At 61.0% G+C, this 25,628-nt stretch carries 24 protein-coding genes; 10 read left to right on the top strand and 14 right to left on the bottom strand.

The window, feature by feature from the left end:
- Positions 1-9: 9 nt before the first annotated feature.
- Entirely contained in the window at positions 10-258 is a 249-nt protein-coding gene (locus tag C7534_RS03935; protein ID WP_046033264.1) for a hypothetical protein, read from the top strand.
- Between the two features lie 306 nt (positions 259-564).
- Entirely contained in the window at positions 565-939 is a 375-nt protein-coding gene (locus C7534_RS03930) for a DUF6124 family protein (RefSeq protein WP_046033263.1), read from the top strand.
- A gap of 63 nt (positions 940-1,002) precedes the next feature.
- On the opposite strand, the gene C7534_RS03925 is transcribed toward C7534_RS03930, so the two are convergent.
- Both C7534_RS03925 and C7534_RS03920 read right to left on the bottom strand, forming a co-directional pair.
- On the bottom strand, positions 1,003-1,362 hold the full coding sequence (locus tag C7534_RS03925; RefSeq protein ID WP_046033262.1) for a PilZ domain-containing protein: 360 nt from the start codon (positions 1,360-1,362) through the stop codon (positions 1,003-1,005).
- 241 nt (positions 1,363-1,603) lie between these two features.
- Complete coding sequence (locus C7534_RS03920) at positions 1,604-1,975, bottom strand: tetratricopeptide repeat protein (protein WP_046033261.1); 372 nt, start codon at positions 1,973-1,975, stop codon at positions 1,604-1,606.
- Between the two features lie 189 nt (positions 1,976-2,164).
- On the opposite strand from C7534_RS03920, the gene pyk reads away from it, so the two are divergent.
- Complete coding sequence (pyk, locus tag C7534_RS03915; RefSeq protein ID WP_109785054.1) at positions 2,165-3,616, top strand: pyruvate kinase; 1,452 nt, start codon at positions 2,165-2,167, stop codon at positions 3,614-3,616.
- A gap of 219 nt (positions 3,617-3,835) precedes the next feature.
- Here pyk and C7534_RS03910 read toward each other — a convergent pair whose 3' ends face one another.
- From C7534_RS03910 to C7534_RS03900, 3 genes are read right to left on the bottom strand one after another with little or no spacing between them, the layout of a single operon-like run.
- Positions 3,836-4,585 carry an enoyl-CoA hydratase-related protein gene (locus tag C7534_RS03910; protein ID WP_109785053.1) on the bottom strand — a complete coding sequence of 250 codons (750 nt, stop codon included), beginning with the start codon at positions 4,583-4,585 and terminating at the stop codon, positions 3,836-3,838.
- A 29-nt stretch (positions 4,586-4,614) separates the two neighbouring features.
- Positions 4,615-5,550, bottom strand: a complete 936-nt coding sequence (locus C7534_RS03905; protein ID WP_046033259.1) for an iron-sulfur-binding ferredoxin reductase — start codon at positions 5,548-5,550, stop codon at positions 4,615-4,617.
- A complete protein-coding gene (locus C7534_RS03900; RefSeq protein WP_046033289.1) occupies positions 5,543-6,649 on the bottom strand; it encodes a GGDEF domain-containing protein in 1,107 nt (368 codons plus the stop codon). The genes C7534_RS03905 and C7534_RS03900 overlap by 8 nt, the downstream gene beginning before the upstream one ends.
- Positions 6,650-7,129: 480 nt before the next feature.
- Here C7534_RS03900 and C7534_RS03895 point away from each other — a divergent pair, with 480 nt between their 5' ends.
- The 5 genes from C7534_RS03895 to C7534_RS03875 all read left to right on the top strand — a co-directional run bounded on the left by C7534_RS03895 (position 7,130) and on the right by C7534_RS03875 (position 14,395).
- Positions 7,130-8,653, top strand: coding sequence for a fumarate hydratase (locus C7534_RS03895; protein ID WP_019581511.1), 1,524 nt, complete (start codon positions 7,130-7,132; stop codon positions 8,651-8,653).
- 233 nt (positions 8,654-8,886) lie between these two features.
- Positions 8,887-10,653: a sensor histidine kinase gene (locus C7534_RS03890; RefSeq protein WP_109785265.1), complete on the top strand. Its 1,767-nt coding sequence runs from the start codon at positions 8,887-8,889 to the stop codon at positions 10,651-10,653.
- Positions 10,647-11,978 carry a sigma-54-dependent transcriptional regulator gene (locus C7534_RS03885; RefSeq protein ID WP_109785052.1) on the top strand — a complete coding sequence of 444 codons (1,332 nt, stop codon included), beginning with the start codon at positions 10,647-10,649 and terminating at the stop codon, positions 11,976-11,978. The genes C7534_RS03890 and C7534_RS03885 overlap by 7 nt, the downstream gene beginning before the upstream one ends.
- A 281-nt stretch (positions 11,979-12,259) precedes the next feature.
- Positions 12,260-13,579 carry an MFS transporter gene (locus tag C7534_RS03880; RefSeq protein ID WP_046033257.1) on the top strand — a complete coding sequence of 440 codons (1,320 nt, stop codon included), beginning with the start codon at positions 12,260-12,262 and terminating at the stop codon, positions 13,577-13,579.
- Between the two features lie 186 nt (positions 13,580-13,765).
- Positions 13,766-14,395: a flavin reductase family protein gene (locus C7534_RS03875; protein ID WP_109785051.1), complete on the top strand. Its 630-nt coding sequence runs from the start codon at positions 13,766-13,768 to the stop codon at positions 14,393-14,395.
- Position 14,396: 1 nt separating this feature from the next.
- Here C7534_RS03875 and C7534_RS03870 read toward each other — a convergent pair whose 3' ends face one another.
- Positions 14,397-14,627 carry a hypothetical protein gene (locus C7534_RS03870; RefSeq protein ID WP_046033255.1) on the bottom strand — a complete coding sequence of 77 codons (231 nt, stop codon included), beginning with the start codon at positions 14,625-14,627 and terminating at the stop codon, positions 14,397-14,399.
- A gap of 41 nt (positions 14,628-14,668) precedes the next feature.
- A complete protein-coding gene (locus tag C7534_RS03865) occupies positions 14,669-15,022 on the bottom strand; it encodes an antibiotic biosynthesis monooxygenase family protein (RefSeq protein ID WP_046033254.1) in 354 nt (117 codons plus the stop codon).
- A gap of 337 nt (positions 15,023-15,359) precedes the next feature.
- On the opposite strand from C7534_RS03865, the gene C7534_RS03860 reads away from it, so the two are divergent.
- A complete protein-coding gene (locus tag C7534_RS03860) occupies positions 15,360-16,289 on the top strand; it encodes an AraC family transcriptional regulator (RefSeq protein WP_046033253.1) in 930 nt (309 codons plus the stop codon).
- Positions 16,290-16,420: 131 nt separating this feature from the next.
- On the opposite strand, the gene C7534_RS03855 is transcribed toward C7534_RS03860, so the two are convergent.
- The 6 genes from C7534_RS03855 to C7534_RS03830 all read right to left on the bottom strand — a co-directional run bounded on the left by C7534_RS03855 (position 16,421) and on the right by C7534_RS03830 (position 23,797).
- Positions 16,421-17,476, bottom strand: coding sequence for an ABC transporter ATP-binding protein (locus tag C7534_RS03855; RefSeq protein WP_109785050.1), 1,056 nt, complete (start codon positions 17,474-17,476; stop codon positions 16,421-16,423).
- Between the two features lie 18 nt (positions 17,477-17,494).
- On the bottom strand, positions 17,495-18,343 hold the full coding sequence (locus C7534_RS03850; RefSeq protein ID WP_046033251.1) for an ABC transporter permease: 849 nt from the start codon (positions 18,341-18,343) through the stop codon (positions 17,495-17,497).
- The gene (locus tag C7534_RS03845; protein WP_046033250.1) at positions 18,340-19,248 is read right to left on the bottom strand and encodes an ABC transporter permease; all 909 of its coding nucleotides are present in this window, start codon (positions 19,246-19,248) and stop codon (positions 18,340-18,342) included. The genes C7534_RS03850 and C7534_RS03845 overlap by 4 nt, the downstream gene beginning before the upstream one ends.
- Positions 19,249-19,391: 143 nt before the next feature.
- Positions 19,392-20,495, bottom strand: coding sequence for an extracellular solute-binding protein (locus C7534_RS03840; RefSeq protein ID WP_109785049.1), 1,104 nt, complete (start codon positions 20,493-20,495; stop codon positions 19,392-19,394).
- A gap of 219 nt (positions 20,496-20,714) precedes the next feature.
- Complete coding sequence (locus C7534_RS03835; RefSeq protein WP_109785048.1) at positions 20,715-22,163, bottom strand: aldehyde dehydrogenase family protein; 1,449 nt, start codon at positions 22,161-22,163, stop codon at positions 20,715-20,717.
- Positions 22,160-23,797 (bottom strand): 5-guanidino-2-oxopentanoate decarboxylase, encoded by a 1,638-nt coding sequence (locus tag C7534_RS03830; RefSeq protein ID WP_109785047.1) that lies wholly within the window; start codon positions 23,795-23,797, stop codon positions 22,160-22,162. Before C7534_RS03830 ends, C7534_RS03835 begins: the two co-directional genes overlap by 4 nt.
- Positions 23,798-23,957: 160 nt before the next feature.
- Here C7534_RS03830 and C7534_RS03825 point away from each other — a divergent pair, with 160 nt between their 5' ends.
- Positions 23,958-24,839 (top strand): LysR substrate-binding domain-containing protein, encoded by an 882-nt coding sequence (locus tag C7534_RS03825; protein WP_077431362.1) that lies wholly within the window; start codon positions 23,958-23,960, stop codon positions 24,837-24,839.
- 162 nt (positions 24,840-25,001) lie between these two features.
- Here C7534_RS03825 and C7534_RS03820 read toward each other — a convergent pair whose 3' ends face one another.
- Positions 25,002-25,616 (bottom strand): NAD(P)-dependent oxidoreductase, encoded by a 615-nt coding sequence (locus C7534_RS03820; protein WP_109785046.1) that lies wholly within the window; start codon positions 25,614-25,616, stop codon positions 25,002-25,004.
- Between the last annotated feature and the right edge of the window lie 12 nt (positions 25,617-25,628).

Genomic DNA, 25,628 nt, shown 5'->3' with positions numbered 1-25,628 from the left:
GAATTGTTCATGGACGAGAAAATTCTACTCACTTCAGTGTTAACGAAACTCTACGAGAACCAACTGGCGCTAGGCGCAGCAGTAGAAGAGCTATCAAACTGGGTGGAACGACACGGTGCTACCGAAGTGGCGGGTAACATCCGAGGTGCGCTGGATACGCTTGATCGAAACCAAGACTTTATATCTTTGGCGCTTCTGTCTATCTCCACAGATTTCAACGAACCAAAAGAGCCAAAAAGTCCGGATCCTGACGTCTAGCTGATCTTCAATTTCATGCAGCTTCTCCTCAATTACTTTCCCATGCTCTTCATCGTGCAGTAGCTAGGGGAAGCTGCTCTGCCATGTCGCGAAAAGCGCTCCTAGCATCTAACTCACTTTTTGCCCCCGTCGCTTGGCTCTCACATAGCCGCGCAAACGACTACAGAATGAAGCGCCACTGCCTACAGATCTCATCGACCCTGTCTGATTGTGACGTTACCTCTCCCAACATAAGGTTCTCCTATCGGCAGTTACCACCCTTTCATCTCATTCCGAAATGGTGAAGCCCCAACAAGGAGATAACCAATGCCCCCCCAACCCGAGCTACCCGAAACGAATCTTCGTTCCCCCTACAGCTACCTCGACCCGAGAAAACTCCACGAGGCGGCTAAAAAGGCGCTCGACCATTATCTCGAACCCGACATCACCTCCCTCCGCTCATCCCGAGACCGCGCCATGAAAATGTTCACTGTTGCCCCTGATGCCAATCCCGAAGCCCTGACCATCCAGACCTACGAAACCTTTTCATCGGTCAACATTCTGCTGCTCGACCTAGCCGAAAGCCTAGATGACAAGCCGCGGCACCTGGCGATGTTGATTTATCAGTTGAGTGAGTTGGGATTGATGCTGGTGGAGCGGTCGCTGGATAACGAACAGGCGATTAAACGACCTGAGCTTTGAGTTTGAGATGCCTTAACTGACGCCATCGCGGGCTTGTCCGCGATGGCGAAAGCGCCGCTAACTTCAGGCCGACGCCGGCAACGGCTGAAAACTGAAGTATTGCTGTAACGCACTCACCAGTTGCCCATACTCCGGCGGTGCCCGTTGCAGGCTGAAACCGGCGTCATAGTGGTGAGGGGTCGCGTCTTCGTGGCACCACAGGCAACACGCCCGAAAATCGATGACTTGCAGGCAACCGTTGCAACCGGGGATTTTCAGGCGTAAATCGAAATCGGCGCCAATCATCATCGGCAACTGGCTGATCAGCATCAGTCCGTCGGCAGAGACATTGCCCAGAAACCCGATGGGTTTGTCAGTGACGCTGTTGAACACCTTCAGGAAATACGGCAGTTGATGCCGCTCGATACGGCGGTTGGTAAACATGCGTAATTCGCCCAGCAAGGCCCTTAAGCAGAGCCGCACTACTGCTTCGGAACGAGCCTGCGTGACTTGTTTAGAGGTAGGCGCGCTCTCCCCGCTTCCGGTGCGACAGTCCACACAATGCTGACGCTCACTGCTGCCGGTCACAGGCATGACCTCGGTTCAGAGGCAAGGGCTCTGAAACCGATCTATTGGACTATAGCTCACCGCCACCGGTGAGCCAGCCGTTGCATGACAACTGCAATCAGTAAGTCGGGCGCGGGGCCGCTGCGCTGCGGATCGGGTAATGGCCCGTGCTCTGCAGGGTTTCCAGACGGGCGCGGGCGCGGTAGGCGTATTCGCTTTGCGGGTAGGTCGCGATGATGAACTCGTAAGTCTGCGCCGCATCGACGAACAGCATCTGCCGTTCCAGGCACTGGCCACGCATCATCGAGACTTCCGGCCACACATAAGGCCGCACGCGACTGGAGCGCTCGACTTTCGACAACTCGAGCATCACCTGCTCGCAATTGCCACGGTCATAGGCGCTGTAGGCGAGATTCAAATGATGGTTCATGGACCAACGGGCGCAGCCCGTCACACTGAGGGCAAGGACGGCAATGAGCGCAAATCGCATGGGGGGTTCTCCTGTCTTGAGCCCTGTATCGACCCGTTGAGTAAAAACTTCAGGCTGCCTGCACCAAAAGCATTCGCCTGGAGATAAAAGCGACGAACAAGATCTTTATAAAAAGTAGTGCAAACGAACAATGACTACACCCCTAGAGCATAGTAGCCTCACTCAGCGCTTGAACTCAGGAGTCTTTGCATGTCCGTCCGTCGTACCAAAATCGTCGCTACCCTTGGCCCGGCCAGTAACTCGCCGCAAGTTCTCGAACAGCTGATTCTGGCTGGCCTGGACGTCGCCCGCCTGAACTTCTCCCACGGCACCCCCGACGAGCACAAGGCTCGCGCGAAGCTGGTGCGTGACCTCGCCGCCAAGCACGGCCGCTTCGTGGCCCTGCTGGGTGACCTGCAAGGCCCGAAAATCCGTATCGCCAAATTCGCCAACAAGAAGATCGAGCTGAAGATCGGTGATCAATTCACCTTCTCCACCAGCCATCCTCTGACCGAAGGCAACCAGCAAGTGGTCGGCATCGACTACCCGGACCTGGTCAAAGACTGCGGCGTGGGCGACGAGCTGCTGCTCGACGATGGCCGCGTGGTAATGCGCGTTGATACTGCCACCGCCACCGAACTGAACTGCACCGTGCTGATCGGCGGCCCGCTGTCCGACCATAAAGGCATCAACCGTCGCGGTGGTGGCCTGACGGCTCCGGCCCTGACCGAGAAAGACAAGGCCGACATCAAGCTCGCCGCCGAGATGGAAGTCGATTACCTCGCCGTGTCCTTCCCGCGTGACGCTGCCGACATGGAATACGCCCGTCAACTGCGTGACGAGGCCGGCGGTACTGCCTGGCTGGTGGCGAAGATCGAACGCGCCGAAGCCGTGGCCGACGACGAAACCCTCGACGCGCTGATCCAGGCGTCCGACGCCGTGATGGTTGCCCGTGGTGACCTGGGTGTGGAAATCGGCGACGCCGAGTTGGTGGGCATTCAGAAGAAAATCATTCTGCACGCACGCCGCCACAACAAGGCAGTGATCGTCGCGACCCAGATGATGGAGTCGATGATCCAGAACCCGATGCCGACTCGCGCCGAAGTGTCCGACGTGGCCAACGCCGTGCTCGACTACACCGACGCCGTGATGCTCTCGGCTGAAAGTGCTGCCGGTCTGTATCCGCTGGAAGCTGTGCAGGCGATGGCGCGCATCTGCGTCGGCGCTGAAAAGCACCCGACCAGCAAGACCTCCAGCCACCGTATCGGCAAGGTTTTCGAAAGCTGCGACCAGAGCATCGCGTTGGCGGCCATGTACACCGCCAACCACTTCCCGGGCGTGAAGGCGATCATCGCCCTGACCGAAAGTGGCTACACGCCGTTGATCATGTCGCGCATCCGTTCTTCGGTGCCGATCTACGCGTTCTCTCCGCACCGCGAAACCCAGGCCCGCGCGGCCATGTTCCGTGGCGTCTACACCGTACCGTTCGACCCGGCATCGCTGCCGCCTGAGCAAGTCAGCCAGGCCGCGATCGACGAGTTGCTCAAGCGCGGCGTTGTGGAGAAAGGCGACTGGGTCATCCTGACCAAGGGCGACAGCTACCACACCATCGGCGGCACCAATGGCATGAAAATCCTGCACGTTGGCGACCCGATGGTCTGAGTACCGGACCGCTGAAAAACAAAAGCCCCGCCATGTGAATGGCGGGGCTTTTTGCTTTCTGGTCCAACAGCTGTGGTGTTCTGGCTGGCCTCATCGCGAGCAAGCTCGGCTTGTATGTTTAGACTTGAAGGGGTGGGTGGTGGTCACAGACTGGAGTTCGACTCAAAACCTGTGGGAGCCGAGCTTGCTCGCGATGAGGCCACTCCAGTCACCGCAGAGTTAGTGGCGCTTGATAAACCCGGTCAACGCCGCCAACGCTTCCGGTGAGCGCAACCGCTGGGTAAACAACGCGCCCTCTTCCTCGATCACCTTGCGAATCAATTCCCGGTCCGGCGCTTTCATCAATTGCTTGCTGATGCGCACCGCTTCCGGTGGCAGCGATTCGAACCGCAGCGCCATTTCCCGCGCCTTGGCCAATGTTTCTTCGCCACTGCCCAACGCCTCGGTGGCAATGCCCCACCCCGCCGCCTGCTCACCGCTGAAACCTTCTCCCAACAACAGCAACTGCGCCGCTTTGGCATGCCCGAGCAGTCGCGGCAAGATTAGGCTGGAGCCGAACTCCGGGCATAAGCCGAGATTAACGAACGGCATGCGCAACCGCGCGTCCGTGCTGACGTAGACCAGATCGCAATGCAGCAACATCGTCGTACCAATCCCCACCGCCGCGCCGGCCACGGCGGCGATCACCGGTTTACGGCATTCGAGCAGGTTGAGCATGAAATGAAACACCGGGCTGTCGAGGTTGCCCGGTGGTTGCTGGATGAAGTCGGCGATGTCGTTGCCGGCGGTGAAGCACTCGGCGCTGCCGGTGATCAGCACGGCGTTGATTTCGGGATCGGTATCAGCCTGCTTCAGCGCTTCGGCCAAGTGGCTATACATGGCGCGGGTCAGGGCGTTTTTCTTTTCGGGGCGATTCAGGCGCAGTGTCAGCACACCGCGTTCGCGTTCAATCTGGATGGTATCGGTCATGGTGGGACTCGCGTCTGATCAATCAGCGCTCAACCACGCGGCAGGAACACATCGGCCAGCAGTTGATTGCGCGGCAATCCCGCGAGGTAAAGGCGCCGGGAAAAGGCGTCGACACTGTCGGGGGCTCCGCAGACTAAGGCCAGGGTTTGTCGGGAGACAAGCCGCAGTTGCGCCAATGCCTGCGGCAACTCGGCCGGGGTCCAGAACTCGACCGTCAGGTTATCGCGACCGTCAGCCATGGCTTGCAACGGTTTGGCCAGGTAATGCTCGTCGGCGTCATGGGCCAGGTGAATGAGGCGAATGGCGCCGTGATGATCCTGACGCAACGCTTCGCGCAAGACCCCGAACAACGGGCCAAGACCGGTGCCGGCGGCCAGCAGCCACAGCGGTCGGGTGTGCCAGTCAGGGTCGTAATGCAACGCCCCGCCGCGCAGTTCGCCGAGGCGCAGGGTGTCACCGATGCTCAACTGACGGGCCGCGTCGCTGAATTGCCCCGGCTGACGGCAATCGAGGTGAAACTCCAGAAAGCGGTCGTCTTGCGGCAGGCTCGCCAGTGAATAAGGACGCGCCACGTTGCCCGCCCACAGCACCAGATGTTGCCCGGCGTTGTAGCGCAGCGGCCGTTGCGGTGTCAGGCGCAGGCGCAACACGCTGGCGCTCAGCCAATCGATGGCGGCGACCTCGGCCGGGCGACCGTCCACTTGCGGGTCGAAGGCATGCACCTGCAAATCCTCGACCACCTGGCACTGGCACGCCAGACGCCAGCCTTGCTGACGCTGATCTGCGCTCAGGGCATCCGGGCGGTTGTCGCTCGGCAGGCCTTGTACACATTGCACCAGGCACGCATGGCAACTGCCGGCGCGGCAACTGTAGGGCACCGCTACGCCATTTTGATTCAGGGCATCGAGCAGGTTGCTGCCCGCTGCCACCGAAAAATGCCGCTCGCCGACCCGCAACTCAGGCATCGACGTTCTCCCAGGCCGCCGCGCAGCGATTGCGACCGTCACGCTTGGCGCGGTAAAGCGCCTGATCGGCTCGCTGCAAGGCGTCGTCGAGATCGTCGCCAACGGCCAGCAGGGTCATGCCCGCCGAAAGGCTCAGGCTGTTCACGTTGAGGCCGATCAGTTCGACATCGGTGAAGGCGATGCGCAGCCGCTCACAGCAGGCGGTCAGGCGTTCGGCATCGCAATCGGGCACCAGCACCACGAATTCCTCACCGCCATAACGCGCCAACACATCGCCGTCGCGCAGGCACGCCGTCGCCACGCCAGCGAAGGCTTGCAGGACCTGGTCGCCCGCCGCATGGCCGTGCACATCGTTGATACGTTTGAAGTGATCGAGGTCGATCAGCGCCAGGCCATGCATCACACCGGCGTCCATCACCTTCAGTTCGCGGGAGGCCAGGCGCAGGAAATGGCGGCGGTTGAACAGCCCGGTGAGTTCGTCGGTGGCCACCAGGTCTTCGAGCTGGCGCATCATCCCGCGCAGGGTGTCCTGATGCGCTTGCAGGGCGAAGCGCCGCTGACGCATGCGTTGGCGCGACGCCTGAACGTAATGGGCGTAGAGCACCAGCCAGATCAGCACAATCAGCAATACGCACACTTGCAACCCGGCCAGCGCCGGGTCGGGCAGCTGAAAGTGGTAGCCCTCCCACAGCGTGATCGCGCAGAAACTGAAAAACACCAGCAGCGCACACCGCACGAGCGCCCGACGCGACAGGTGGAACAGTCCGAACAGCAGGATCAGCACGTAGAACACCAGAAACGCGCCGCGTGCCTCATCCAGATTGGCGATCAGCCAGGTTTGCCATCCCAGCCCCATCAACACTTGCGCTTCGGTCAGGCTGGGGTCGGAAAAGCGCAGGTTGCAGCCGCTGTAGAACACCGCGAACAACGCCGCCTGGCTGATGACCACCAGCGCCGTGCCGACGGCCACGCTGGCCATGGGTTCGTCGTAGTGCCCGGTGAAAAACGCCAGCCACAGCAGCATCAAGGCCAAGGCATAAGTGCAGGCTGCTAGGGCAAAGCGTTTGAGTAAAAGCCGTTGAATTGCGTTATGGGTCAATCGTTGACTCACCATGCGAAGGAATGCTGATCGAGTGTCCTACTCTACAGGCCGAGTGCCACTTTAGTGGCGAGCCAGACAAATAACCATACTATTTTCGGGGCAAAAAACTGGCGTCAAAAGCATGTCCCTCATTCACCCATCCCCATACCCTGTAACAGCTGGCGAAGCCTGCGTCCGGCGGCGAAGCCGTCGTGAATCCATGCACCCCGGTGTGTCAGGCAAATCACCGATTCAGGTTTTACGACGGCTTCGCCGCCGGACGCAGGCTTCGCCAGCGGCTACAAGGGTCGTGAAGTTATGCGACCAACGATTGACTGTCGGCGGGTGTGCCCGGAACCGAGGCGCGGTATACTGCCGCGCCTTTTTAGCGTCGCGCCAGCAGCCCCGGCGTGCCTTGAAAGGTGCTTGCAACCGACCGATGCACCCAAGCTGCAAGCACCTTATTGAATGTTCCCGTCTTTTAGAGGAGCGCGACTCATGACCGTGATCAAGCAAGACGACCTGATTCAGAGCGTTGCTGACGCCCTGCAATTCATTTCTTACTACCACCCCGTTGACTTCATCCAGGCGATGCACGAGGCCTACCTGCGCGAAGAATCGCCAGCGGCCCGCGATTCGATCGCGCAGATCCTGATCAACTCGCGCATGTGTGCCACCGGCCACCGCCCGATCTGCCAGGACACCGGCATCGTCACCGTGTTTGTCCGCGTGGGCATGGACGTGCGTTGGGATGGCGCCACCATGGGCCTGGACGACATGATCAACGAAGGCGTGCGCCGGGCTTACAACCTGCCGGAAAACGTCCTGCGTGCCTCGATCCTCGCCGACCCGGCGGGCGCTCGTAAAAACACCAAGGACAACACCCCGGCCGTGATCCACTACTCCATCGTCCCGGGCAACACCGTGGAAGTGGACGTGGCGGCCAAGGGCGGCGGTTCCGAGAACAAGTCGAAAATGGCCATGCTCAACCCGTCCGACTCGATCGTCGACTGGGTGCTGAAGACCGTTCCGACCATGGGCGCCGGCTGGTGCCCACCGGGCATGCTCGGCATCGGCATCGGCGGCACCGCCGAGAAAGCTGCGGTCATGGCCAAGGAAGTGTTGATGGAGTCCATCGACATCCACGAGCTCAAGGCTCGCGGCCCGCAGAACCGCATTGAAGAAATGCGCCTGGAGCTGTTCGAGAAGGTCAACCAACTGGGCATCGGCGCCCAAGGCCTGGGTGGCCTGACCACCGTGCTCGATGTGAAGATCATGGATTACCCGACCCACGCCGCTTCGTTGCCGGTGTGCATGATCCCGAACTGCGCCGCCACCCGTCACGCCCACTTCGTGCTCGACGGTTCCGGCCCGGCCTCGCTGGAAGCGCCACCGCTGGACGCCTACCCGGAAATCGTCTGGGAAGCCGGCCCGTCGGCCCGTCGCGTCAACCTCGACACCCTGACCCCGGAAGAAGTGCAGAGCTGGAAGCCGGGCGAGACCGTCCTGCTCAACGGCAAGATGCTCACCGGTCGCGACGCGGCGCACAAGCGCATGGTCGAGATGCTGAACAAGGGTGAAACCTTGCCGGTGGACCTCAAGGGTCGCTTCATCTATTACGTCGGCCCGGTTGATCCGGTGCGCGAAGAAGTGGTTGGCCCTGCCGGTCCGACCACCGCAACGCGGATGGACAAGTTCACCCGTCAGATCCTCGAGCAAACCGGCCTGTTGGGCATGATCGGCAAATCCGAGCGCGGCCCTACCGCGATCGAAGCGATCAAGGACCACAAGGCTGTTTACCTGATGGCAGTCGGCGGCGCGGCTTACCTGGTGGCGCAAGCCATCAAGAAATCCCGCGTCGTGGCATTCGCCGAACTGGGGATGGAAGCCATCTACGAGTTCGACGTGAAAGACATGCCAGTGACTGTTGCGGTTGATAGCAAAGGCGAGTCGGTTCACATCACCGGTCCTGCCATCTGGCAGAAAAAGATCAGTGAAAGCCTGGCGGTAGAAGTGCAGTAAGCGCTACAAGGCACCAATACGGCCGGGGCGTCTTTCAGATGACCCGGCCGTTTTTTTTGCCACGTTTTAAATTTCATAGCGCGTTCAGTAAACCTGTCGAATAAATCGGCATAGTCACAAAACACTTCATCGAACAATGAGCAGCATAAAAGGCAATACGCCGTCACACGGCTCATGATTTCAAGCGCTCCATGGTATGGTGCGCGCCCGTATTGCTGACTGTTTCCAACACCATGCTTGCGACTTCACGCGCGTTACGCCTGACGCTGTACACATTGCTGATCATCGCCGGCGCCGCGTTGGCCGCCAGCTTCGCCATGCGCCACGCCGAACGTCAGGCCTTGGTCGAGGACGCCTCCCGCGCCAATCAGCAATTGGCGCTCTACGCCAATTCCCTGCACACCCTGATCGATCGCTACCGCGCCCTGCCCGCTGTGCTCGCGCTGGACCCGGAACTGCGCGCAGCCCTCAACGGCACGGTAACGCCTGAGCAACAGGACGCGCTGAATCGCAAGCTGGAAAAAATCAACGGCGCCGCGCAATCCTCGACCCTCGAACTGCTCGACCGCACCGGCCTTGCCGTGGCGGCCAGCAACTGGCGTTTACCCAGTAGCTATGTCGGCCACAACTACGGCTTTCGCCCTTACTTCAGCGAGACTCGCACCCAAGGCACCGGGCGCTTCTACGCCGTGGGCGTGACCAGCGGCATTCCGGGGTACTTCCTGTCCAGCGCAGTGACCGACGACAACGGCGAGTTCCTCGGGGCGATGGTGGTCAAGCTCGAGTTTCCGGAACTGGAACGCGAATGGCGTCAGGGCAGCGACACGCTGCTGGTCAGCGATGCACGCGGGATCATCTTCATCGCCAACCAGCCGGGCTGGCGCTATCGCTTGTTGAACCCCCTGAGCGACAGCGATCACGCCGAACTCAAGGTCACCCGCCAGTACGACAAACAACCGCTCACGCCGCTCGAATTCCAATCGGTGGAGCGTTTCGACGACAACAGTGAGCTGAGGCAAGTGGCGGGGCCTGACGGGGCGGCGAAGTATCTGTGGGAATCGCTGCCGTTGACCGCCGAAGGCTGGACGCTGCACTTGCTGCGCCGCCCGCAAGTCGCGTTCGAAGACAGCCGCAACGCCGCGCTCGCCGCCGCCGGGCTGTGGCTGGCGCTGGTGTTTCTGTTGCTGTTCCTCAATCAGCGTTGGCGCCTGGCCAGACTGCGCCAGCGCAGCCGCGAAGAACTCGAACGATTGGTCGAGGAACGTACCCGCGATTTGCGCACGGCGCAGGACGGTTTGGTGCAGTCGGCCAAACTCGCGGCGCTGGGGCAGATGTCGGCGGCGCTGGCCCATGAAATCAATCAACCGCTGACGGCCCAGCGCATGCAACTGGCGACCTTGCGCCTGCTGCTCGATCACGGTCGGGTCGACGACGCTTACAAGGCACTCAAACCGGTGGACGACATGCTCACGCGCATGGCGGCCCTCACCGGCCACCTGAAAACCTTCGCCCGCAAAAGCCCCAGTGGCCTGCGCGAACGCCTGGACCTGGCCGCGGTGGTCGACCAATCCCTGCAATTGCTCGACGCACGCCTGCGTGATGAACAAATCAGCACGGTGCTGCACCTGACGCGTCCGGCGTGGGTGCGCGGCGATGCGATTCGTCTGGAACAGGTGCTGATCAATCTGCTGCGCAACGCCCTCGACGCCATGCACGACAAACCCTGCAAGCGTCTGGAAATCCGCCTCGAAGCCGACGAGCAACTGTGGCGCCTGACCGTCAGCGACAACGGTGGCGGCATCGCCGAAGAACATCTGGGCAACGTGTTCGATCCCTTCTTCACCACCAAACCGGTGGGCGATGGCCTGGGCCTTGGCTTGGCGGTATCGTTTGCCATCGCTCACGAAGCGGGCGGACGCCTGAGTGCCGACAATCACGCCAACGGCGCGGTGTTCACCCTGTCCTTGCCCATTGATCTGGAGGCACACAGCCCATGCTGAATTCAGTCATGGTGGTCGACGACGAAAGCAGTATTCGCAGTGCCGTCGAACAATGGCTGAGCCTGTCGGGCTTTGAGGTGCAATTGTTCAGCCGCGCCGATGAATGCCTGGCGCAACTGCCCACTCACTTTCCCGGCGTGATCCTCAGCGATGTGCGCATGCCCGGCATGACCGGGCTGGAACTGCTGGCCGAGGTCCAACGGCGCGATGCCGACCTGCCGGTGATTCTGCTGACCGGTCACGGCGATGTGCCGATGGCGGTCGAGGCGATGCGCGATGGCGCGTATGACTTTCTTGAAAAACCCTTCAGCCCGGAAACCCTGCTGAGCAGTTTGCGCCGCGCGCTGGACAAGCGGCGGCTGGTGCTGGAGAACCGCGCCCTGCACGAACAGGCCGACAACCGCGCCAAACTCGACGCGACGCTACTCGGTGTGTCCCGTGGCTTGCAAACCTTGCGCCGCCAGGTGCTGGACCTGGCGGCATTGCCGGTCAATGTGCTGATCCGCGGCGAAACCGGCAGCGGCAAGGAGCTGGTTGCCCGCTGCCTGCACGACTTCGGACCGCGTGCCGACAAGCCGTTTGTGGCGCTCAACTGCGCGGCGATTCCCGAGCAATTGTTCGAGGCCGAGTTGTTCGGCCACGAAAGCGGCGCGTTCACCGGGGCGCAGGGTAAACGCATCGGCAAGCTTGAATACGCGGATGGCGGCACGCTGTTTCTCGATGAGATCGAAAGCATGCCGCTGGCCCAGCAAGTGAAATTGCTGCGGGTGCTGCAGGAGCAGAAGCTTGAGCGCCTGGGGTCCAACCAGAGCATTCGCGTGGATTTGCGAATCATCGCCGCGACCAAGCCAGACCTGCTCGATGAAGCGCGGGCCGGGCGCTTTCGCGAGGACCTGGCCTATCGACTGAACGTTGCCGAGTTGCGCCTGCCACCGTTGCGCGAACGACGTGAAGACATTCCGTTGTTGTTCGAGTCGTTTGCGCAGAATGCCGCCGAGCGTCTGGGGCGGACGTTTCCACCCTTGACGGGCCCGCAACTCAGCCATCTGCTGAGCCACGACTGGCCGGGCAATGTGCGCGAACTGGCGAACGTTGCCGAACGGCAAGTGCTGGGGCTGGGCGAACCGGAACCGGTGGGCATCGACCCTGGCCAGTCACTGGCGGCGCAGCAGGAAGCGTTTGAAGCGCAATGCCTGCGCTCGGCGTTGACCCGGCACAAGGGTGATGTGAAAGCGGTGCTTGAAGAACTTCAACTGCCGCGCCGGACCTTCAATGAAAAGATGCAGCGGCATGGACTGACGCGCGAGATGTTCCTCGCCGAGTGATCGTTCCCACGCTCCGCGTGGGAATGCAGCCGGGGACGCTCTGCGTCCCAAATAAAGCCGAACGCGGAGCGTCCGTTGAGGCATTCCCACGCGGAGCGTGGGAACGATCAGCTTCGGCGGAATTCCGCTTGCCGCCTCGATCCAATAAGCGGATTTCCGCTCAACAAACCCGCCTCCCCCCTCTAAACCGGCCCTCTGCACCTTGGCACACCTCCTGCTATAGCCCTCGCAGGCTGCGTTTCAACGCGCTCCACAAAAACAATTAAACGAAGGATCCTTCAATGGATAACTCCAATACCCTGCCCCTTGGGTCGGCTGCCGTGCCGGCTAAAGAAAGAACCACCGCCAGTCGCATCAAATCGATTTTCAGCGGCTCGGTCGGCAATATGGTCGAGTGGTACGACTGGTATGTCTACGCCGCCTTCTCCCTGTACTTCGCCAAGGCCTTTTTCCCCAAAGGCGACACCACCGCCCAACTGCTGAACACCGCCGCGATCTTCGCCGTGGGCTTCCTGATGCGCCCGATTGGTGGCTGGATGATGGGCCTCTATGCCGACAAAGTCGGGCGCAAAAAAGCGCTGATGGCCTCGGTGTACCTGATGTGCTTCGGCTCGCTGCTGATCGCCCTGAGTCCTGGGTATGAAACCATCGGCATCGGCGCACCGATCCTGCTGGTGTTCGCGCGCCTGCTGCAAGGTTTGTCGGTCGGTGGCGAGTACGGCACTTCGGCGACTTATCTCAGCGAGATGGCCACCAAGGAGCGTCGCGGCTTCTACTCCAGCTTCCAGTACGTGACGCTGATCTCCGGCCAGCTCATAGCCTTGGCCGTGCTGATCGTGTTGCAACAAGTGCTGACCACCGAGCAGTTGTACGACTGGGGCTGGCGCATCCCGTTCGCCATCGGCGCGCTGTGTGCCGTGGTCGCGCTCTACCTGCGTCGCGGCATGGAAGAAACCGAGTCGTTCACCAAAAAAGAGAAGTCCAAGGAAAGCGCCATGCGCACCTTGCTTCGTCACCCGAAAGAACTGATGACCGTGGTCGGCCTGACCATGGGCGGTACGCTGGCGTTCTACACCTACACCACGTACATGCAGAAATACCTGGTGAACACCGTCGGCATGAGCATCTCCGACTCCACCACGATTTCCGCCGCCACATTGTTCCTGTTCATGTGCCTGCAACCGATCATCGGCGGGCTGTCGGATAAAGTCGGTCGTCGCCCGATCCTGATTGCCTTCGGCATTCTGGGCACGCTGTTCACCGTGCCGATCCTGACCACCCTGCACACCGTTCAATCCTGGTGGGGCGCGTTCTTCCTGATCATGGCGGCGCTGATCATCGTCAGCGGCTACACCTCGATCAACGCCGTGGTCAAAGCCGAACTGTTCCCGACCGAGATTCGTGCGCTGGGCGTAGGCTTGCCGTATGCCCTGACCGTGTCGATCTTCGGCGGCACCGCTGAATACATCGCACTGTGGTTCAAGAGCATCGGCATGGAAACCGGTTACTACTGGTATGTCACAGCGTGCATCGCGGTGTCGTTGCTGGTGTATGTGACCATGAAAGACACCCGCAAGCATTCGCGGATCGAGACTGACTGATACCGTCAGCGCTGAACAAAAGGGGCAGACCTGCGAGGGTCTGCCCCTTTTTACTGAATAGACCTACAACCTGTGGGAGCGAGCAGGCTCCGGGCGGCTCGCTCCTACATTTTGACCTCATTGCTGGAAATAATCGGCTCGTCCTTGCACCATGTTCGCCTCCCGAGAACCCCAGGAATTTACGCCATGGCTGACGACATCCATTTCTACGAACCAGCCAACGGCCACGGCCTGCCCCACGACCCGTTCAACGCCATCGTCGGCCCGCGCCCTATCGGCTGGATTTCCTCGCAGGATGCCAACGGCCGCCTGAACCTGGCGCCGTACAGCTTCTTCAATGCCTTCAACTACATTCCGCCGATCATTGGTTTTTCCAGCGTCGGGCGCAAAGACAGCCTGAACAACATCGAGCAGACCGGCGAGTTCGCCTGGAACCTGGCCACCCGCCCGCTGGCCGAGCAAATGAATCAGAGCTGCGCCATGGTCGGCCCCGAGGTCAATGAGTTCGAACTGTCGGGGCTCACGCCCCTCGCCTCGAAAATCATCCAGGTGCCACGGGTGGCCGAAAGCCCGGTGTCCTTCGAGTGCAAGGTCACGCAGATCATTCAGTTGCAACGCGCCGACGGAAACGTGGTGCCGAGCTGGCTGATTCTCGGCGAAGTGGTCGCCGTGCATATCGCCAAGTGGCTGTTGAAGGACGGGGTATACGACACCGCCGCGGCAGAACCGATTCTGCGCGGCGGTGGGCCAGCGGACTATTTTCAGCTGGGACCGGAGGCGTTGTTCAAGATGTATCGCCCGGGGGCAAACCGGTAAATCACCAAAGCAGGTCGGTGTTTTCCTTGACGTCTTTGAGGCGGGTCAGCTCTTTGGCTGCTGCTTCATCGGCCTCATGGGCGGTCTTGAAGACCTGGCCTTCGAGGACTTTGTGAAAACGCGGTGCGCCCGCGCCACCCAGGGCTTTGACGGCGATGGCGGCGTGGTAACCCCCTTCACCCGGTACTACTGCGGAAACGGCTTCGAAGTGTTCAAAGGCTTTACGTGCCATGTCGCGGATCCTGGCTGATTGAGAATGCGCTCATTAAACCCTCAACCCGCCATTTTGTGTACCCACGACCCGGACTGGCCCAGGGCCTGAGCGGCAGAGACTTCCTTGAAGGTATGAAAGTCCAGGCTGTTGACCACCAGTTCCTGCACCAGCTCGGCGAACACTTCCATCGCCGGCGTGCTGAAATAAGCGGTCATGGCTTGCTGATGGGCCCAAAAACCGGAAACCAGCCACAACTCGGGATCGCATTGTGAATGCTGCAGGGAAAAACTCAGGCAACCCGGCGCGCTGCGCGATGGCTCGATCAACGCGCTCAGGCGCACACCGAGCTCCGCCGAGCGCCCGGCGCGGGCACGCACAAAAGCCATGTGACTGACGGGGATCTGCGTAGACATGTTCAACCCTCCCAGGTACTCGAGTGGCAGCCGTGGGACGGGCTGCGACAGGATCAAAGGTTAATCGCGCACAATCCAGCGCGGTTAGTCGATTTCTGCCGGCTTATTGCACAATCCTGCGCGGTGTTCCAAAACGGCCGTAGCGGCCTGTCTATACGTTCCACGCCAATGAAACACGGGTTTCAAGCAAGTTTCCCCGGCGATACGCAGACATAGACGCACCGTTAACCCACGCCGTGCAGAATCAGGCAAGGTTGAGGCAGGATGTGTCTACCGCTTTGTCTTGCACAAATTTAAGCTCGGCTCATTACCTACCCCCTCAGCGAGGATGCCCGGCATGTCGTCGTTCGATCACGTTCAAGTTCCGCTGGATGCCGACATGGAGAAACAGCGCGAAGAACTGGCCGCTATCATCCGCCGCAATACGTCGGACGATGGCACCTATGCGACGGCCGTCGGTTCGCTGTTCATGTCACGCCACAGCCAGTCCCATGTGTTTGCCCCGGTGCTCGCGCAACCGGCGCTGTGCATCATGGCGCAGGGGCGCAAAGAGGTCAGGCTGGCCGACGAGCACTTCAACTACGACCCGCTGAATTACCTGGTGGTGTCGGTCTCGATGCCGCTGAGCGGGCGGGTGGTGGACGTCTCGCCCGAGACGCCGATCCTTGCCGTGCGCCTGGACATCGACCCGGCAGAAATCACCGCGCTGATCGCCGACGCCGGCCCCTTGGGCGTTCCGACCCGCCCTACCGGTCGTGGCCTGTATGTCGAACGCATCGACACCGCGATGCTCGACGCGGTGCTGCGCCTGGCGCGGTTGCTGGACACGCCGAAAGACATCGCCATGCTCGCGCCGCTGATTCGTCGGGAGATTCTTTATCGGTTGTTGCGCAGTCCGCAGGGGCATCGGCTGTATGAAATCGCCATCGCCAACAGCCAGAGCCATCGCATCAGTCAGGCGATCAAGTGGCTCAACGGCAACTATGAGCAGCCGCTGCGTATTGATGATCTGGCCAAGGAAGTGAATTTGAGCGTGTCGACGTTGCATCACCGGTTCAAGGCGATGACGGCGATGAGCCCGTTGCAGTATCAGAAGCAGCTGCGGTTACAGGAAGCGCGGCGGTTGATGCTGGCGGAAGGACTGGAGGCTTCGGCGGCGGGGTATCGGGTGGGGTATGAAAGCCCCTCGCAATTCAGCCGGGAATACAGTCGGTTGTTTGGGGCGCCGCCATTGCGGGATTTGGCGCGGTTGCGGTTGAGTGTCTGATCCAGAAATTGTTGCGTGGCTGATGGCCTCATCGCGGGCAAGCCCGCTCCCACAGGGATCACGGTGTACACAAAACCTGTGGGAGCGGGCTTGCCCGCGATGAGGCCAGTTCAGGCAATAAAAATTTGGGATCAGGCGCCGAGTACGCGGCAAGCCTCGGCCGGCAACGTCACCGAAACCGGGTTGCCAATGCTCAGCCCAAACCCTTGGCACGGTGTGCTCAGCGCGGTAAACGTCACCCCGGAACACTCCACGGTCGTTTCAATCGTCGCACCGATATCACGCACGAACGTCACCTTGCCCAGCAACCGGTTCCCCGCCGTCTCCTGCGGGTGCGACAGTTGCAGGTCTTCAGGACGGATGAGCATTTTCACTTTCTCGCCGACCACGATGCTGCTGCAGATCGGAACTTGCAGTGCATCGCCACCTGGCAAACTGACTTTGCCGTTGCCCAGCGCCGTGGCCGGGAAAATGTTGCCCGAACCGATGAAGTCCGCGACAAATTCGTTGGCCGGGTGGCGGTAGATTTCAATCGGCGTACCCACTTGTTGCACGCGGTGCTCACCCAACACCACAACGATATCGGCCATGGTCATTGCCTCACGCTGATCGTGGGTCACCATGATCGTGGTGATGTTCAGGCGTTGTTGCAGCTGACGGATTTCCACCTGCATCGACTCGCGCAGCTTGGCGTCCAGCGCCGACAGCGGTTCATCCAGCAGCAGGATTTTCGGGTGGTTGGCAATCGCCCGGGCAATCGCCACGCGCTGACGCTGACCACCGGAGAGTTTTGCCACCGGGCGATCAATCATTTCCTGCAGCTGAATCAGCTCCAGCAATTCCACCACCCGCGCCTGCTGATCAGCCTTGCTGACGCCACGCAGTTTCAGCGGATAGGCGATGTTCTCCCCCACCGTCATGTGCGGAAACAGCGCCAGCGATTGAAACACCATGCCGAAGTTGCGCTGGTGCGCAGGCGTGTTGCCGATGTCGTCACCGTCCAGGCGAATCTCGCCGCCGGTCAGGGTTTCGAGGCCGGCAATCATGCGCAGCAACGTGGTTTTGCCACACCCCGAAGGGCCGAGGAAACACACCAGTTTGCCTTCCGGCAAATGCAGGTTTACATCCTTTACCGCGCAAGCCGAGCCGTAGTGTTTCTCGACGTTTTCCAGAATCAGACCAGACATGTGAATTACCTCAAGAAATCAGAACGAAACGCCACCTTCACCCACCAGTTTTTCGAGCGCCCAGATCAGGACAAAGTCGATCAACACAATCAGCACGGCGAACGAGAACACGGTAGGGTCGAGCGAAGACACGGTGCGGCTGTACATCCAGATCGGCACGGTCATGACGTCGATGGTGTAGAGGAAATAGGTCACGGTGAATTCGTTGAACGAGACGATGAACGCCAGCAGCATCCCCGCCAGAATCCCCGATTTCATCAGCGGTACCACCACATCGACAATCGCCCGTGTCGGCGAGGCACCGAGCATTTGCGCGGCCTCCTCGACTTCGGTGCCGATGGACAGCATCGCCGCGGTGCAGTTTTTCACCACGAAGGGCAGCGCCAGGATCACGTGGGCAATCACCAGCCGCGAGGTGGTCATCTGGAACGGCAGGCTGTCGAACACCAGCAGCAATGCCAGGCCCAATACCACCATCGGGAACACCAGTGGCAGCGACATCAATTGCATCGCCACGGCTTTGCCGCGGAATTCGCAACGGGTCAGCGCGTATGCCGCCGGCACTGCGATGATCGTGGCGAAGACCATGGTCAGGCACGCCACCATCAGGCTGGTGGTCATGGCTTTGCCCAGGCTCAGCACGTCGCTGGCATCCGGCGAGACGAAGGTGTGCCAGGCGGCCTTGTACCATTGCAGGCTGTAGCTGCTCGGCGGGAAGTCGAGGTTCGACGAACCGCTGAACGACATCACGATCATGGTCAGGATCGGCAACACCGCCAGCAGCAGGATGAAGCCCGAGAGGATACCGGCAAACTTGCCGGTTTCGCCCGGCAGCAGCCCATAACGTTTCTTGATCAGGGTGCTCATTGCGAAGCCTCCAGCATGCGCCGACGGCGGCCAGTGATGTATTCGGACAAGGTCATGATCGCCAGCGTAGTGACAATCAGCACCACACCGGCAGCGGACGCGGCGGGCCAGTTCATCAGCGGGGCGATCTGGTCATGGACCATCACCGCCAGCATCGGCACGCGTCGACCACCGAGCAGCAGGGGCACCACGAAGCTGCTGGCGTTGTAGGCAAACACCAACGTCGCGCCGGTGATGATCCCCGGCATGCTCATCGGCAACACCACCTGGCGGAACACCTGCAAGCGACTCGCGCCCAGTGTCGCGGCGGCTTCTTCGTAAGTACGGGCGACGCCGCGCATGGCGCTGGCAATCGGCAGCACGGCCAGCGGGAACGCGGTTTGCACCAGGCCCATCAGCACGCCGTTCTGGTTGTAAAGCAGCATGATCGGACGCTTGATCAAGCCCAGGCCCATCAGTGCCTGGTTGAGCATGCCGCCAGGGCCGAGAATCACCAGCCAGCCGTAGCTTTGCAGCAGCAGGTTGACCAGCAACGGCAACAGCACCGCGGCGAGGAAGATCCGGCGCACGAACGGTGAGGTCAGGCGCGACATGGTGTAGGCCACCGGGATCGCCAACACGACAGCAATAACTGCGCTGATCAGCGCCAGGCGCAGGGTCAGCAGCAACGATTTGAGGTAATACGGTTCCAGCAGTTGGGCGTAACTGGCCAGGCTGAACCCGGTCCACTCCGCGCCTTTGGTGCCCACGCTCATGCGCAGGACCAGCAGGCTGGCGGCAATCAGCACACCCATGAACAGCATCGACGGCGACAGGAAAAGCCAGGCGCGCGTCGTCGGCGAAACACCCCGGTTGGCGCGCACGGGGGCGACACTCACCGGATGAGTCAGAGGTTGGTGTTCCATAGCAAAGGTCTCGTCAATGGAAGATCTTGGCGAGTGCTGCGCACTCGATCGCGGGCAAGCCATGCTCCTACAGGTATGGCGCTGCTCTTGTAGGAGCGAGGCTTGCCCGCGATGAGGTTCGAAGAACCTCCCTGCGATTCAGATCAGGAAGAAAAGATTTCCGTGTAGCGACGAATCCATTGGTCATGCACGGTGGCCAGGAAGGCGTTGTCGTGCATGATCGCCTTCTCGGCAATCTGCTCTGGCGTGAGGATGTACGGGCTCTTGCGCGCTTCGGCGGAGATGATCGCCTTGGCGTTGACCGGGCCGTTGTAGATGTCTTCAGCCATCTTGCCCTGCACTACCGGGTCCAGAGAGTGGTTGATGAAGGCGTACGCCATGTCGGTGTCGCCCGGACGGTTCTTCGGCATGACCGATTGCATCAAGTCGGTGTAGAAACCTTCCTTCATGCCAAAGGTTGCACTCAGGCCGTAGGCCGGATCGCGAATCTGTTTCGGGAAGAACGCCGGCGCGTACAAGCCGCCCATGTCCAGGGAACCGGTGCGGAACAGCTCGGCGATCTGGTTCGGGTTTTCACCCAGGGTCACCACGCGATCTTTCAGCTCGGCGAGTTTCTTGAAGCCCGGCTCAATGTTGTGCTCGTCACCACCGGCCAGTTTGGCGGCGATGATGATCAGGTCCATGGCCTCGGTCCAGTTTGGCGGCGGCAGGAAGATGTTCGGCGCAGCGTCGGCGTCCCACAGGGAGGCGTAGCTGGTCGGCGCTTCTTTCTGGGTGCGGGTGCTGTAGACGAGGCTGTTGCACCACAGGAGGTAACCGATACCGTGGCCATTGGCGCCGGTGCGGTATTTTTCCGGTACGTCGACCAGGTTGGGAATGCGGTTGAGGTCGGGTTTTTCCAGCAGGTTGGCGGCGGCCAGACCTTCGGCACCGACGCCAGCCAGGGTGATGATGTCGTACTGCGGACGATCACCGCCGGCCTTCAGTTTGGCAACCATTTCCGAGGTACTGCCGGTACGGTCAGCGATGACCTTGCAGCCGTACTTGTCTTCGAAAGTTGCAGCGATGTTGCGCAGGGCTGCCAGACCAGTGTCATCGGACCAGGTCAGCAAACGCAGGGTCTTGCCGGCAAAACGTGTGTCGCTGGCATTGGCCTTGATGAACGGCATGCTCATGGCGGCCGCTGCCACCGAGGCTACGCCCACGGTTTTGATGAATTGACGTCTGTTCAGATCATGCTCGCCCATGAAGGACTCCCTTTGTTTTTGTAAATTATGAGGTTGGTCGCAACCGTTGTATCCGCGCGGTCAGATCCGCTTCAAACCCCCGTATTCAAAGGGTTAGAGCTGAGCCGACGGGTTCATCCTGAGGTCGTGTAAATCACCTGACTATCGATAAAAACTCATTGAAGCCATGACGCCAGCGCATGCCTCGTTTCGAGGCATGCGCTCACCTTTTTCGTGCCGTCAGACGGCCCGAATCACGTGTTTGATTTCCTGGAAAGCCTGCAAGCCCCACGGCCCCAATTCGCGGCCGATGCTGCTCTGCTTGTAGCCACCCCAGGCGGTCTGCGGGAAGATCACCTGTGGCGCGTTGATCCACACCAGCCCCGCCTGCAAGGCGTTAGCGACGCGGTCAGCCGTTTCGGCATTGCGCGTGACGACGCTGGCGACCAGGCCAAACTGACTGTCGTTGGCCAAGGCAATCGCCTCGGCTTCAGTGGCAAAACTGCGAACGCAGATCACCGGGCCGAAAATCTCTTCACACCACAACGCACTGTCCAGGGGCACTTCGGTGAAAATCGTCGGCTGTAAAAAATATCCGCGCGGCAGGTCTGCCGGACGATTACCGCCGCACATCAGCTTGGCGCCCGCACTCAAGCCTCGGTCGATGTGGCCGAGCACACGCTGGTATTGCGCGTGGTTGACCAGCGCACCCATTTCCACCGCCGGGTCGAACGGGTCAGCCACGCGAATGGCTTCGGCGCGAGCCTTCAGGCGCAACAGGAATTCATCGGCGACTTCATCGGCAACCAGCACGCGGCTGGTGGCGGAGCACATTTGCCCGGCGTTGAAGAAACCACCGCCGCACGCCACTTCCACCGCCAGTTCGATGTCAGCATCGGCCAGTACCAGCAGCGACGATTTACCGCCCAGCTCCAGGCTCACGCCTTTCACGGTTTCCGCCGCCCGTTGCATGACCTGCACACCCACCGCGTTGCTGCCGGTGAAGGAGATTTTGGCGATGCGCGGATCCGCCGACAGCGGCGCTCCGACCGCCAGGCCCGTGCCGCAGACCAGGTTGAAAACGCCGGCAGGCAAGCCGGCCTTGGCGATGATGGCCGCCAGTTCCAACTCTGGCAGCGGCGTCACTTCGGACGGTTTGAGCACCACGCAGCAACCGGCAGCCAGGGCCGGGGCGAGTTTCCAGGCGGTGGTGACCATCGGGAAATTCCACGGCACGATCAAACCGACCACACCGGCAGGCTCACGGCGCAGACGTGCGCTGAAATCTTCAGTCGGCAGCTCAACAGCGCTGTCTTGTTTCGCGTCCAGCCCTTCGGCCAGACCGGCGTAATACTCGAAGGTAGCGATCACGTCGTCGACGTCGATGGCCGCTTCAAACTGTGGCTTGCCGTTGTTGCTCGACTGCAAGTGCATCAAGCGCTCACGAGCGGCCTGCACGCCGGCCGCGATGTTGCGCAGAATCGCGCCACGTTCGGCACCGCTGGTTTTCGACCACTCGGAGAAAGCGTTGGTCGCCGCGCTCACGGCCTGATCGACAGCCTGGGCATCACCGCCATTGACGGTGGTCAGCAACGCTTCGGTTGCCGGGTTGATCACGCGCAGGTGTTCGTTGCCGGCCGACCATTGGCCATTGATGAACACGCCATCCAAGGTTGTTGGAAAACTCATTTCGACACCGCCTTCATCCACTGGGTCTGATCGATTTCAATCAGGGTCGGGCCCTGACGGTCGGCAGCGGCACGCAATGCAACGCGCAGTTGCTCGACACCGTTGACCGCGTCGGCGGCACAGCCCAGCGCCTTGGCCACACCGATGAAGTCCGGGGTGTAGATGTCCACGCCGACCGGCTCGATGGCGCGGTTGACCATGTATTTCTTGATCTCTTCGTAGCCCTGGTTATTCCACAGCAGCACGATCACCGGAGTGCGCGCTTCAACGGCGCTGGCCAGTTCCGGCAGGGTGAATTGCAGGCCACCGTCACCGATCAGACACACCACCGGAGGACGCGAGTCGCCGACAACGCTGCCGCCAAGCCAGGCGCCGATAGCGGCCGGCAAGGCGTAACCGAGGGTGCCGTAACCGGTGGACGAGTTGAACCAGCGACGCGGGCGCTCGGGGTTGAACGTCAGGTTGCCGGTGTAGACAGGCTGGGTCGAATCGCCGACGAACACGGCCTCCGGCAACTCGTGCAGAACGGTTTCGAGGAAGCGGGTCTGAGCCAGTGTCGGAGCGTCCCAGGTGCCGGCCAGTTCTTCACGCAAGCGGGCAGCACGCACCTGACCCCAATCGTTGCGGCGCGCCGCCAGCGATGTGTGCGACAGGGCAGTGAGCAAGGCTTGGGCGGCGTTACGTGAGTCGGACACCAGCGCCACGTGCGGCGGGTAGTTGCGCACGGTCTGGTCCGGGTCGATGTCCACGCGCAGCAATTGGCCAGGAATTTCGAAACCACCGGCGAAGGTCACGTCGTAGTCGGTCTCGGCCAGCTCGGTGCCGATGGCCAACACTACGTCGGCCTCGGCCACCAGGGCGCGGGTGGCAACCAGGCTTTGGGTCGAACCGATCAGCAACGGGTGGCTGGATTCCAGCATGCCCTTGGCATTGATGGTCAGGGCGACTGGCGCGTCCAGCAGTTCGGCCAGTTCGGTCAACTCAGCGGCGGCATCGATGGCACCGCCACCGGCGAGGATCAGCGGACGCTTGGCGCCGGCCAGCAACTCGCTCATGCGCGAAACGGCGGTCGGCGATGCACCGGCGCGGTCGATGTTCACCGGTACGCTGCTGAGCAGGTCGTCGGCTTCTTCAACCAGCACGTCCAATGGAATTTCGATGTGCACCGGACGCGGACGACCGGCCTGGAACAGGGCAAAGGCACGCGCCAGTACGCCGGGCAATTCAGACGCCGACATCAAGGTGTGGGAGAACGCCGCCACGCCGGCGACCAATGCGCCCTGGTTCGGCAGCTCATGCAGCTTGCCGCGACCGCCCCCCAATTGGCTGCGCGATTGCACGCTGGAGATCACCAGCATCGGGATCGAGTCGGCATAGGCCTGACCCATCGCAGTGGTGATGTTGGTCATGCCAGGGCCGGTGATGATGAAGCACACACCCGGTTTGCCGCTGGTACGCGCATAACCGTCGGCCATGAAGCCGGCGCCTTGTTCGTGACGCGGAGTGACGTGGTTGATGCTCGAACGGGCCAGCCCGCGGTACAGCTCCACGGTGTGAACCCCGGGAATGCCGAACACCTGCTCGACCCCGTAATCTTCGAGTAACTTGACCAATACTTCGCCGCACGTCGCCATGTAATTTGCCCTTCTTGTTCGATTGAGACGCCGGGCCTGCGCGTTGTTTATGATGCGTGGGCAGGTCCAGGGATGGCCTCATTGGAACGGGCGACACATAGCCGCAACAATGGATAAAAAATCATACTAGCCATGTCCTCACGTCATACCTTGGATCCCAATGAAACGACTGCCACCTCTGCCGGCGCTGCACACTTTCCTGATCACCGCGCAGTGCTGCAATTTCACCCGCGCAGCCGAACAGCTGCACATCACCCAAGGCGCAGTGAGCCGACAGATCGCCGGGCTGGAAGATCATCTGGGGTATGAGTTGTTCATTCGCCAGGCCCGAGGCCTGGACCTGACGGCTGAAGGACGTGAATGGCTGCCACGGGTCCAGCAGATTTTCGGCCTGATCGACGAGGCGGTGGAGCAGATCGGCGAGAAGCGCGAGACCTTGCAACTCAAGGCCCCGACGTGCGTCATGCGTTGGCTGTTGCCGCGCCTGTTGCAGTGGCAACGGGAGCGCCCGGATGTGCCGGTGGAATTGACTACCACGATCAAGCACGGTGTGGATTTTCATCGCGAGCAGTTCGACGCGGCGGTGATGTACGGCGCGCCGCCAGACAGCGTATTGGTGTCCCAGCGCCTGTTTGAAGAACAGCTGACGCCGGTCTGCTCCAAACCGCTGCTCGAAGGCCCGGTGCCGTTGCAGACGCCCGAAGATCTTGAGAAACACATGCTGCTGCACCCGACACGGGATGAACGGGACTGGAAGGCCTGGCTGGCCACCGCCAATGTTCGCTTGAGCAATGTCAGCAAGGGTCAGCACTTTGAAACGCTGGACCTGGCGATGTCGATGGCGTCTCAGGGAACGGGGGTAGCGATTGGGGACTGGTCGTTGATTGGCGATGACTTGAGCGCCGGGCGGCTGGTCATGCCGTTTGAACTGAAGGTGAAGACGGGGCTGGCGTATTACCTGGTGTTCCCGGAAAAACCCGGACCGTCGCCGAAGTTGCGCGAGCTGATGGGGTGGTTGGTGGAGCAAGCGCAGGCGCGATGAGCGAAATCCTGTAGCAGCTGGCGAAGCCTGCGTCCGGCTGCGTAGCAGTCGTAAAACCATAGTTCACGGTGTGTCAGAAAAACCGTGGATGCAGGGTTTACGACTGCTACGCAGCCGGACGCAGGCTGCGCCAGCTGCTACAGGTTTGCGGCGGTCAGGTGATCAGTACCCGACGGTGAAACGCTGGCGAGTGTGCTTTGGCGCTTCCACTTCATCCATCATCGCCATCGCATAATCGGCAAACGTGATCCAGCTGCGCCCGGCACTGCTCACCAGCAAGTCATCCTTGCCGACACGAAACGTGCCCGTGCGCTCGCCTTCGACAAACTCCGCCGACGGTGACAGGAAGGTCCAGTCCAGGTCCTTTTCCTGAAGCAGGTTCTCCAGGAACACAGCACCGGCACCCGCCTCCGCTTTGTACTCCTCGGGAAAGCCCTTGCTGTCGATCACGCGAGTCCCGTCCGGCAACCGCAATGAGCCGGCACCGCCCACCACCAGCAGGCGTTTCACACCGGCCTTTTTCACTGGGCCGATGACGGCACTGGCGGGCAAGGTCGCGAAGTGCGCGGCGCTGATCACCACATCATGGCCAGCGACTGCCGCTTGCAACGCCTCGGCGTCGAGTGCATCCACGGCTTTGTTCACCACACCGGCACGTGGGCCGAGCTTCGACGTGTCGCGAGCGATGGCCGTAACGCTGTGACCGCGACGCAGGGCCTCTTCCAACAGTTGGCTACCGGCACGACCGGTGGCTCCGATGATTGCGATGTTGCTCATGACGTTCTCCAG

The organism is Pseudomonas sp. OV226 (genome assembly GCF_003148705.1).
In the GTDB taxonomy this organism is placed as follows: Bacteria; Pseudomonadota; Gammaproteobacteria; order Pseudomonadales; family Pseudomonadaceae; genus Aquipseudomonas.
Note: the sequence above shows the minus strand (reverse complement) of the source record. Positions and strands in the feature narration are given on the sequence as shown.

Excerpts from the sequence above, each read along its gene's own strand:
- C7534_RS03885 (WP_109785052.1), top strand. The coding sequence starts at position 10,647 with ATGCTGAATTCAGTCATGGTGGTCGACGACGAAAGCAGTATTCGCAGT.
- C7534_RS03880 (WP_046033257.1), top strand. The coding sequence starts at position 12,260 with ATGGATAACTCCAATACCCTGCCCCTTGGGTCGGCTGCCGTGCCGGCT.
- C7534_RS03875 (WP_109785051.1), top strand. The coding sequence starts at position 13,766 with ATGGCTGACGACATCCATTTCTACGAACCAGCCAACGGCCACGGCCTG.
- C7534_RS03830 (WP_109785047.1), bottom strand. The coding sequence starts at position 23,797 with ATGGCGACGTGCGGCGAAGTATTGGTCAAGTTACTCGAAGATTACGGG.
- C7534_RS03920 (WP_046033261.1), bottom strand. The coding sequence starts at position 1,975 with ATGCGATTTGCGCTCATTGCCGTCCTTGCCCTCAGTGTGACGGGCTGC.
- C7534_RS03895 (WP_019581511.1), top strand. The coding sequence starts at position 7,130 with ATGACCGTGATCAAGCAAGACGACCTGATTCAGAGCGTTGCTGACGCC.
- pyk (WP_109785054.1), top strand. The coding sequence starts at position 2,165 with ATGTCCGTCCGTCGTACCAAAATCGTCGCTACCCTTGGCCCGGCCAGT.
- C7534_RS03860 (WP_046033253.1), top strand. The coding sequence starts at position 15,360 with ATGTCGTCGTTCGATCACGTTCAAGTTCCGCTGGATGCCGACATGGAG.
- C7534_RS03905 (WP_046033259.1), bottom strand. The coding sequence starts at position 5,550 with ATGCCTGAGTTGCGGGTCGGCGAGCGGCATTTTTCGGTGGCAGCGGGC.
- C7534_RS03840 (WP_109785049.1), bottom strand. The coding sequence starts at position 20,495 with ATGGGCGAGCATGATCTGAACAGACGTCAATTCATCAAAACCGTGGGC.
- C7534_RS03865 (WP_046033254.1), bottom strand. The coding sequence starts at position 15,022 with ATGTCTACGCAGATCCCCGTCAGTCACATGGCTTTTGTGCGTGCCCGC.
- C7534_RS03890 (WP_109785265.1), top strand. The coding sequence starts at position 8,887 with ATGCTTGCGACTTCACGCGCGTTACGCCTGACGCTGTACACATTGCTG.
- C7534_RS03925 (WP_046033262.1), bottom strand. The coding sequence starts at position 1,362 with ATGTTTACCAACCGCCGTATCGAGCGGCATCAACTGCCGTATTTCCTG.
- C7534_RS03930 (WP_046033263.1), top strand. The coding sequence starts at position 565 with ATGCCCCCCCAACCCGAGCTACCCGAAACGAATCTTCGTTCCCCCTAC.
- C7534_RS03845 (WP_046033250.1), bottom strand. The coding sequence starts at position 19,248 with ATGGAACACCAACCTCTGACTCATCCGGTGAGTGTCGCCCCCGTGCGC.
- C7534_RS03835 (WP_109785048.1), bottom strand. The coding sequence starts at position 22,163 with ATGAGTTTTCCAACAACCTTGGATGGCGTGTTCATCAATGGCCAATGG.
- C7534_RS03850 (WP_046033251.1), bottom strand. The coding sequence starts at position 18,343 with ATGAGCACCCTGATCAAGAAACGTTATGGGCTGCTGCCGGGCGAAACC.
- C7534_RS03910 (WP_109785053.1), bottom strand. The coding sequence starts at position 4,585 with ATGACCGATACCATCCAGATTGAACGCGAACGCGGTGTGCTGACACTG.
- C7534_RS03820 (WP_109785046.1), bottom strand. The coding sequence starts at position 25,616 with ATGAGCAACATCGCAATCATCGGAGCCACCGGTCGTGCCGGTAGCCAA.
- C7534_RS03870 (WP_046033255.1), bottom strand. The coding sequence starts at position 14,627 with ATGGCACGTAAAGCCTTTGAACACTTCGAAGCCGTTTCCGCAGTAGTA.
- C7534_RS03825 (WP_077431362.1), top strand. The coding sequence starts at position 23,958 with ATGAAACGACTGCCACCTCTGCCGGCGCTGCACACTTTCCTGATCACC.
- C7534_RS03935 (WP_046033264.1), top strand. The coding sequence starts at position 10 with ATGGACGAGAAAATTCTACTCACTTCAGTGTTAACGAAACTCTACGAG.
- C7534_RS03855 (WP_109785050.1), bottom strand. The coding sequence starts at position 17,476 with ATGTCTGGTCTGATTCTGGAAAACGTCGAGAAACACTACGGCTCGGCT.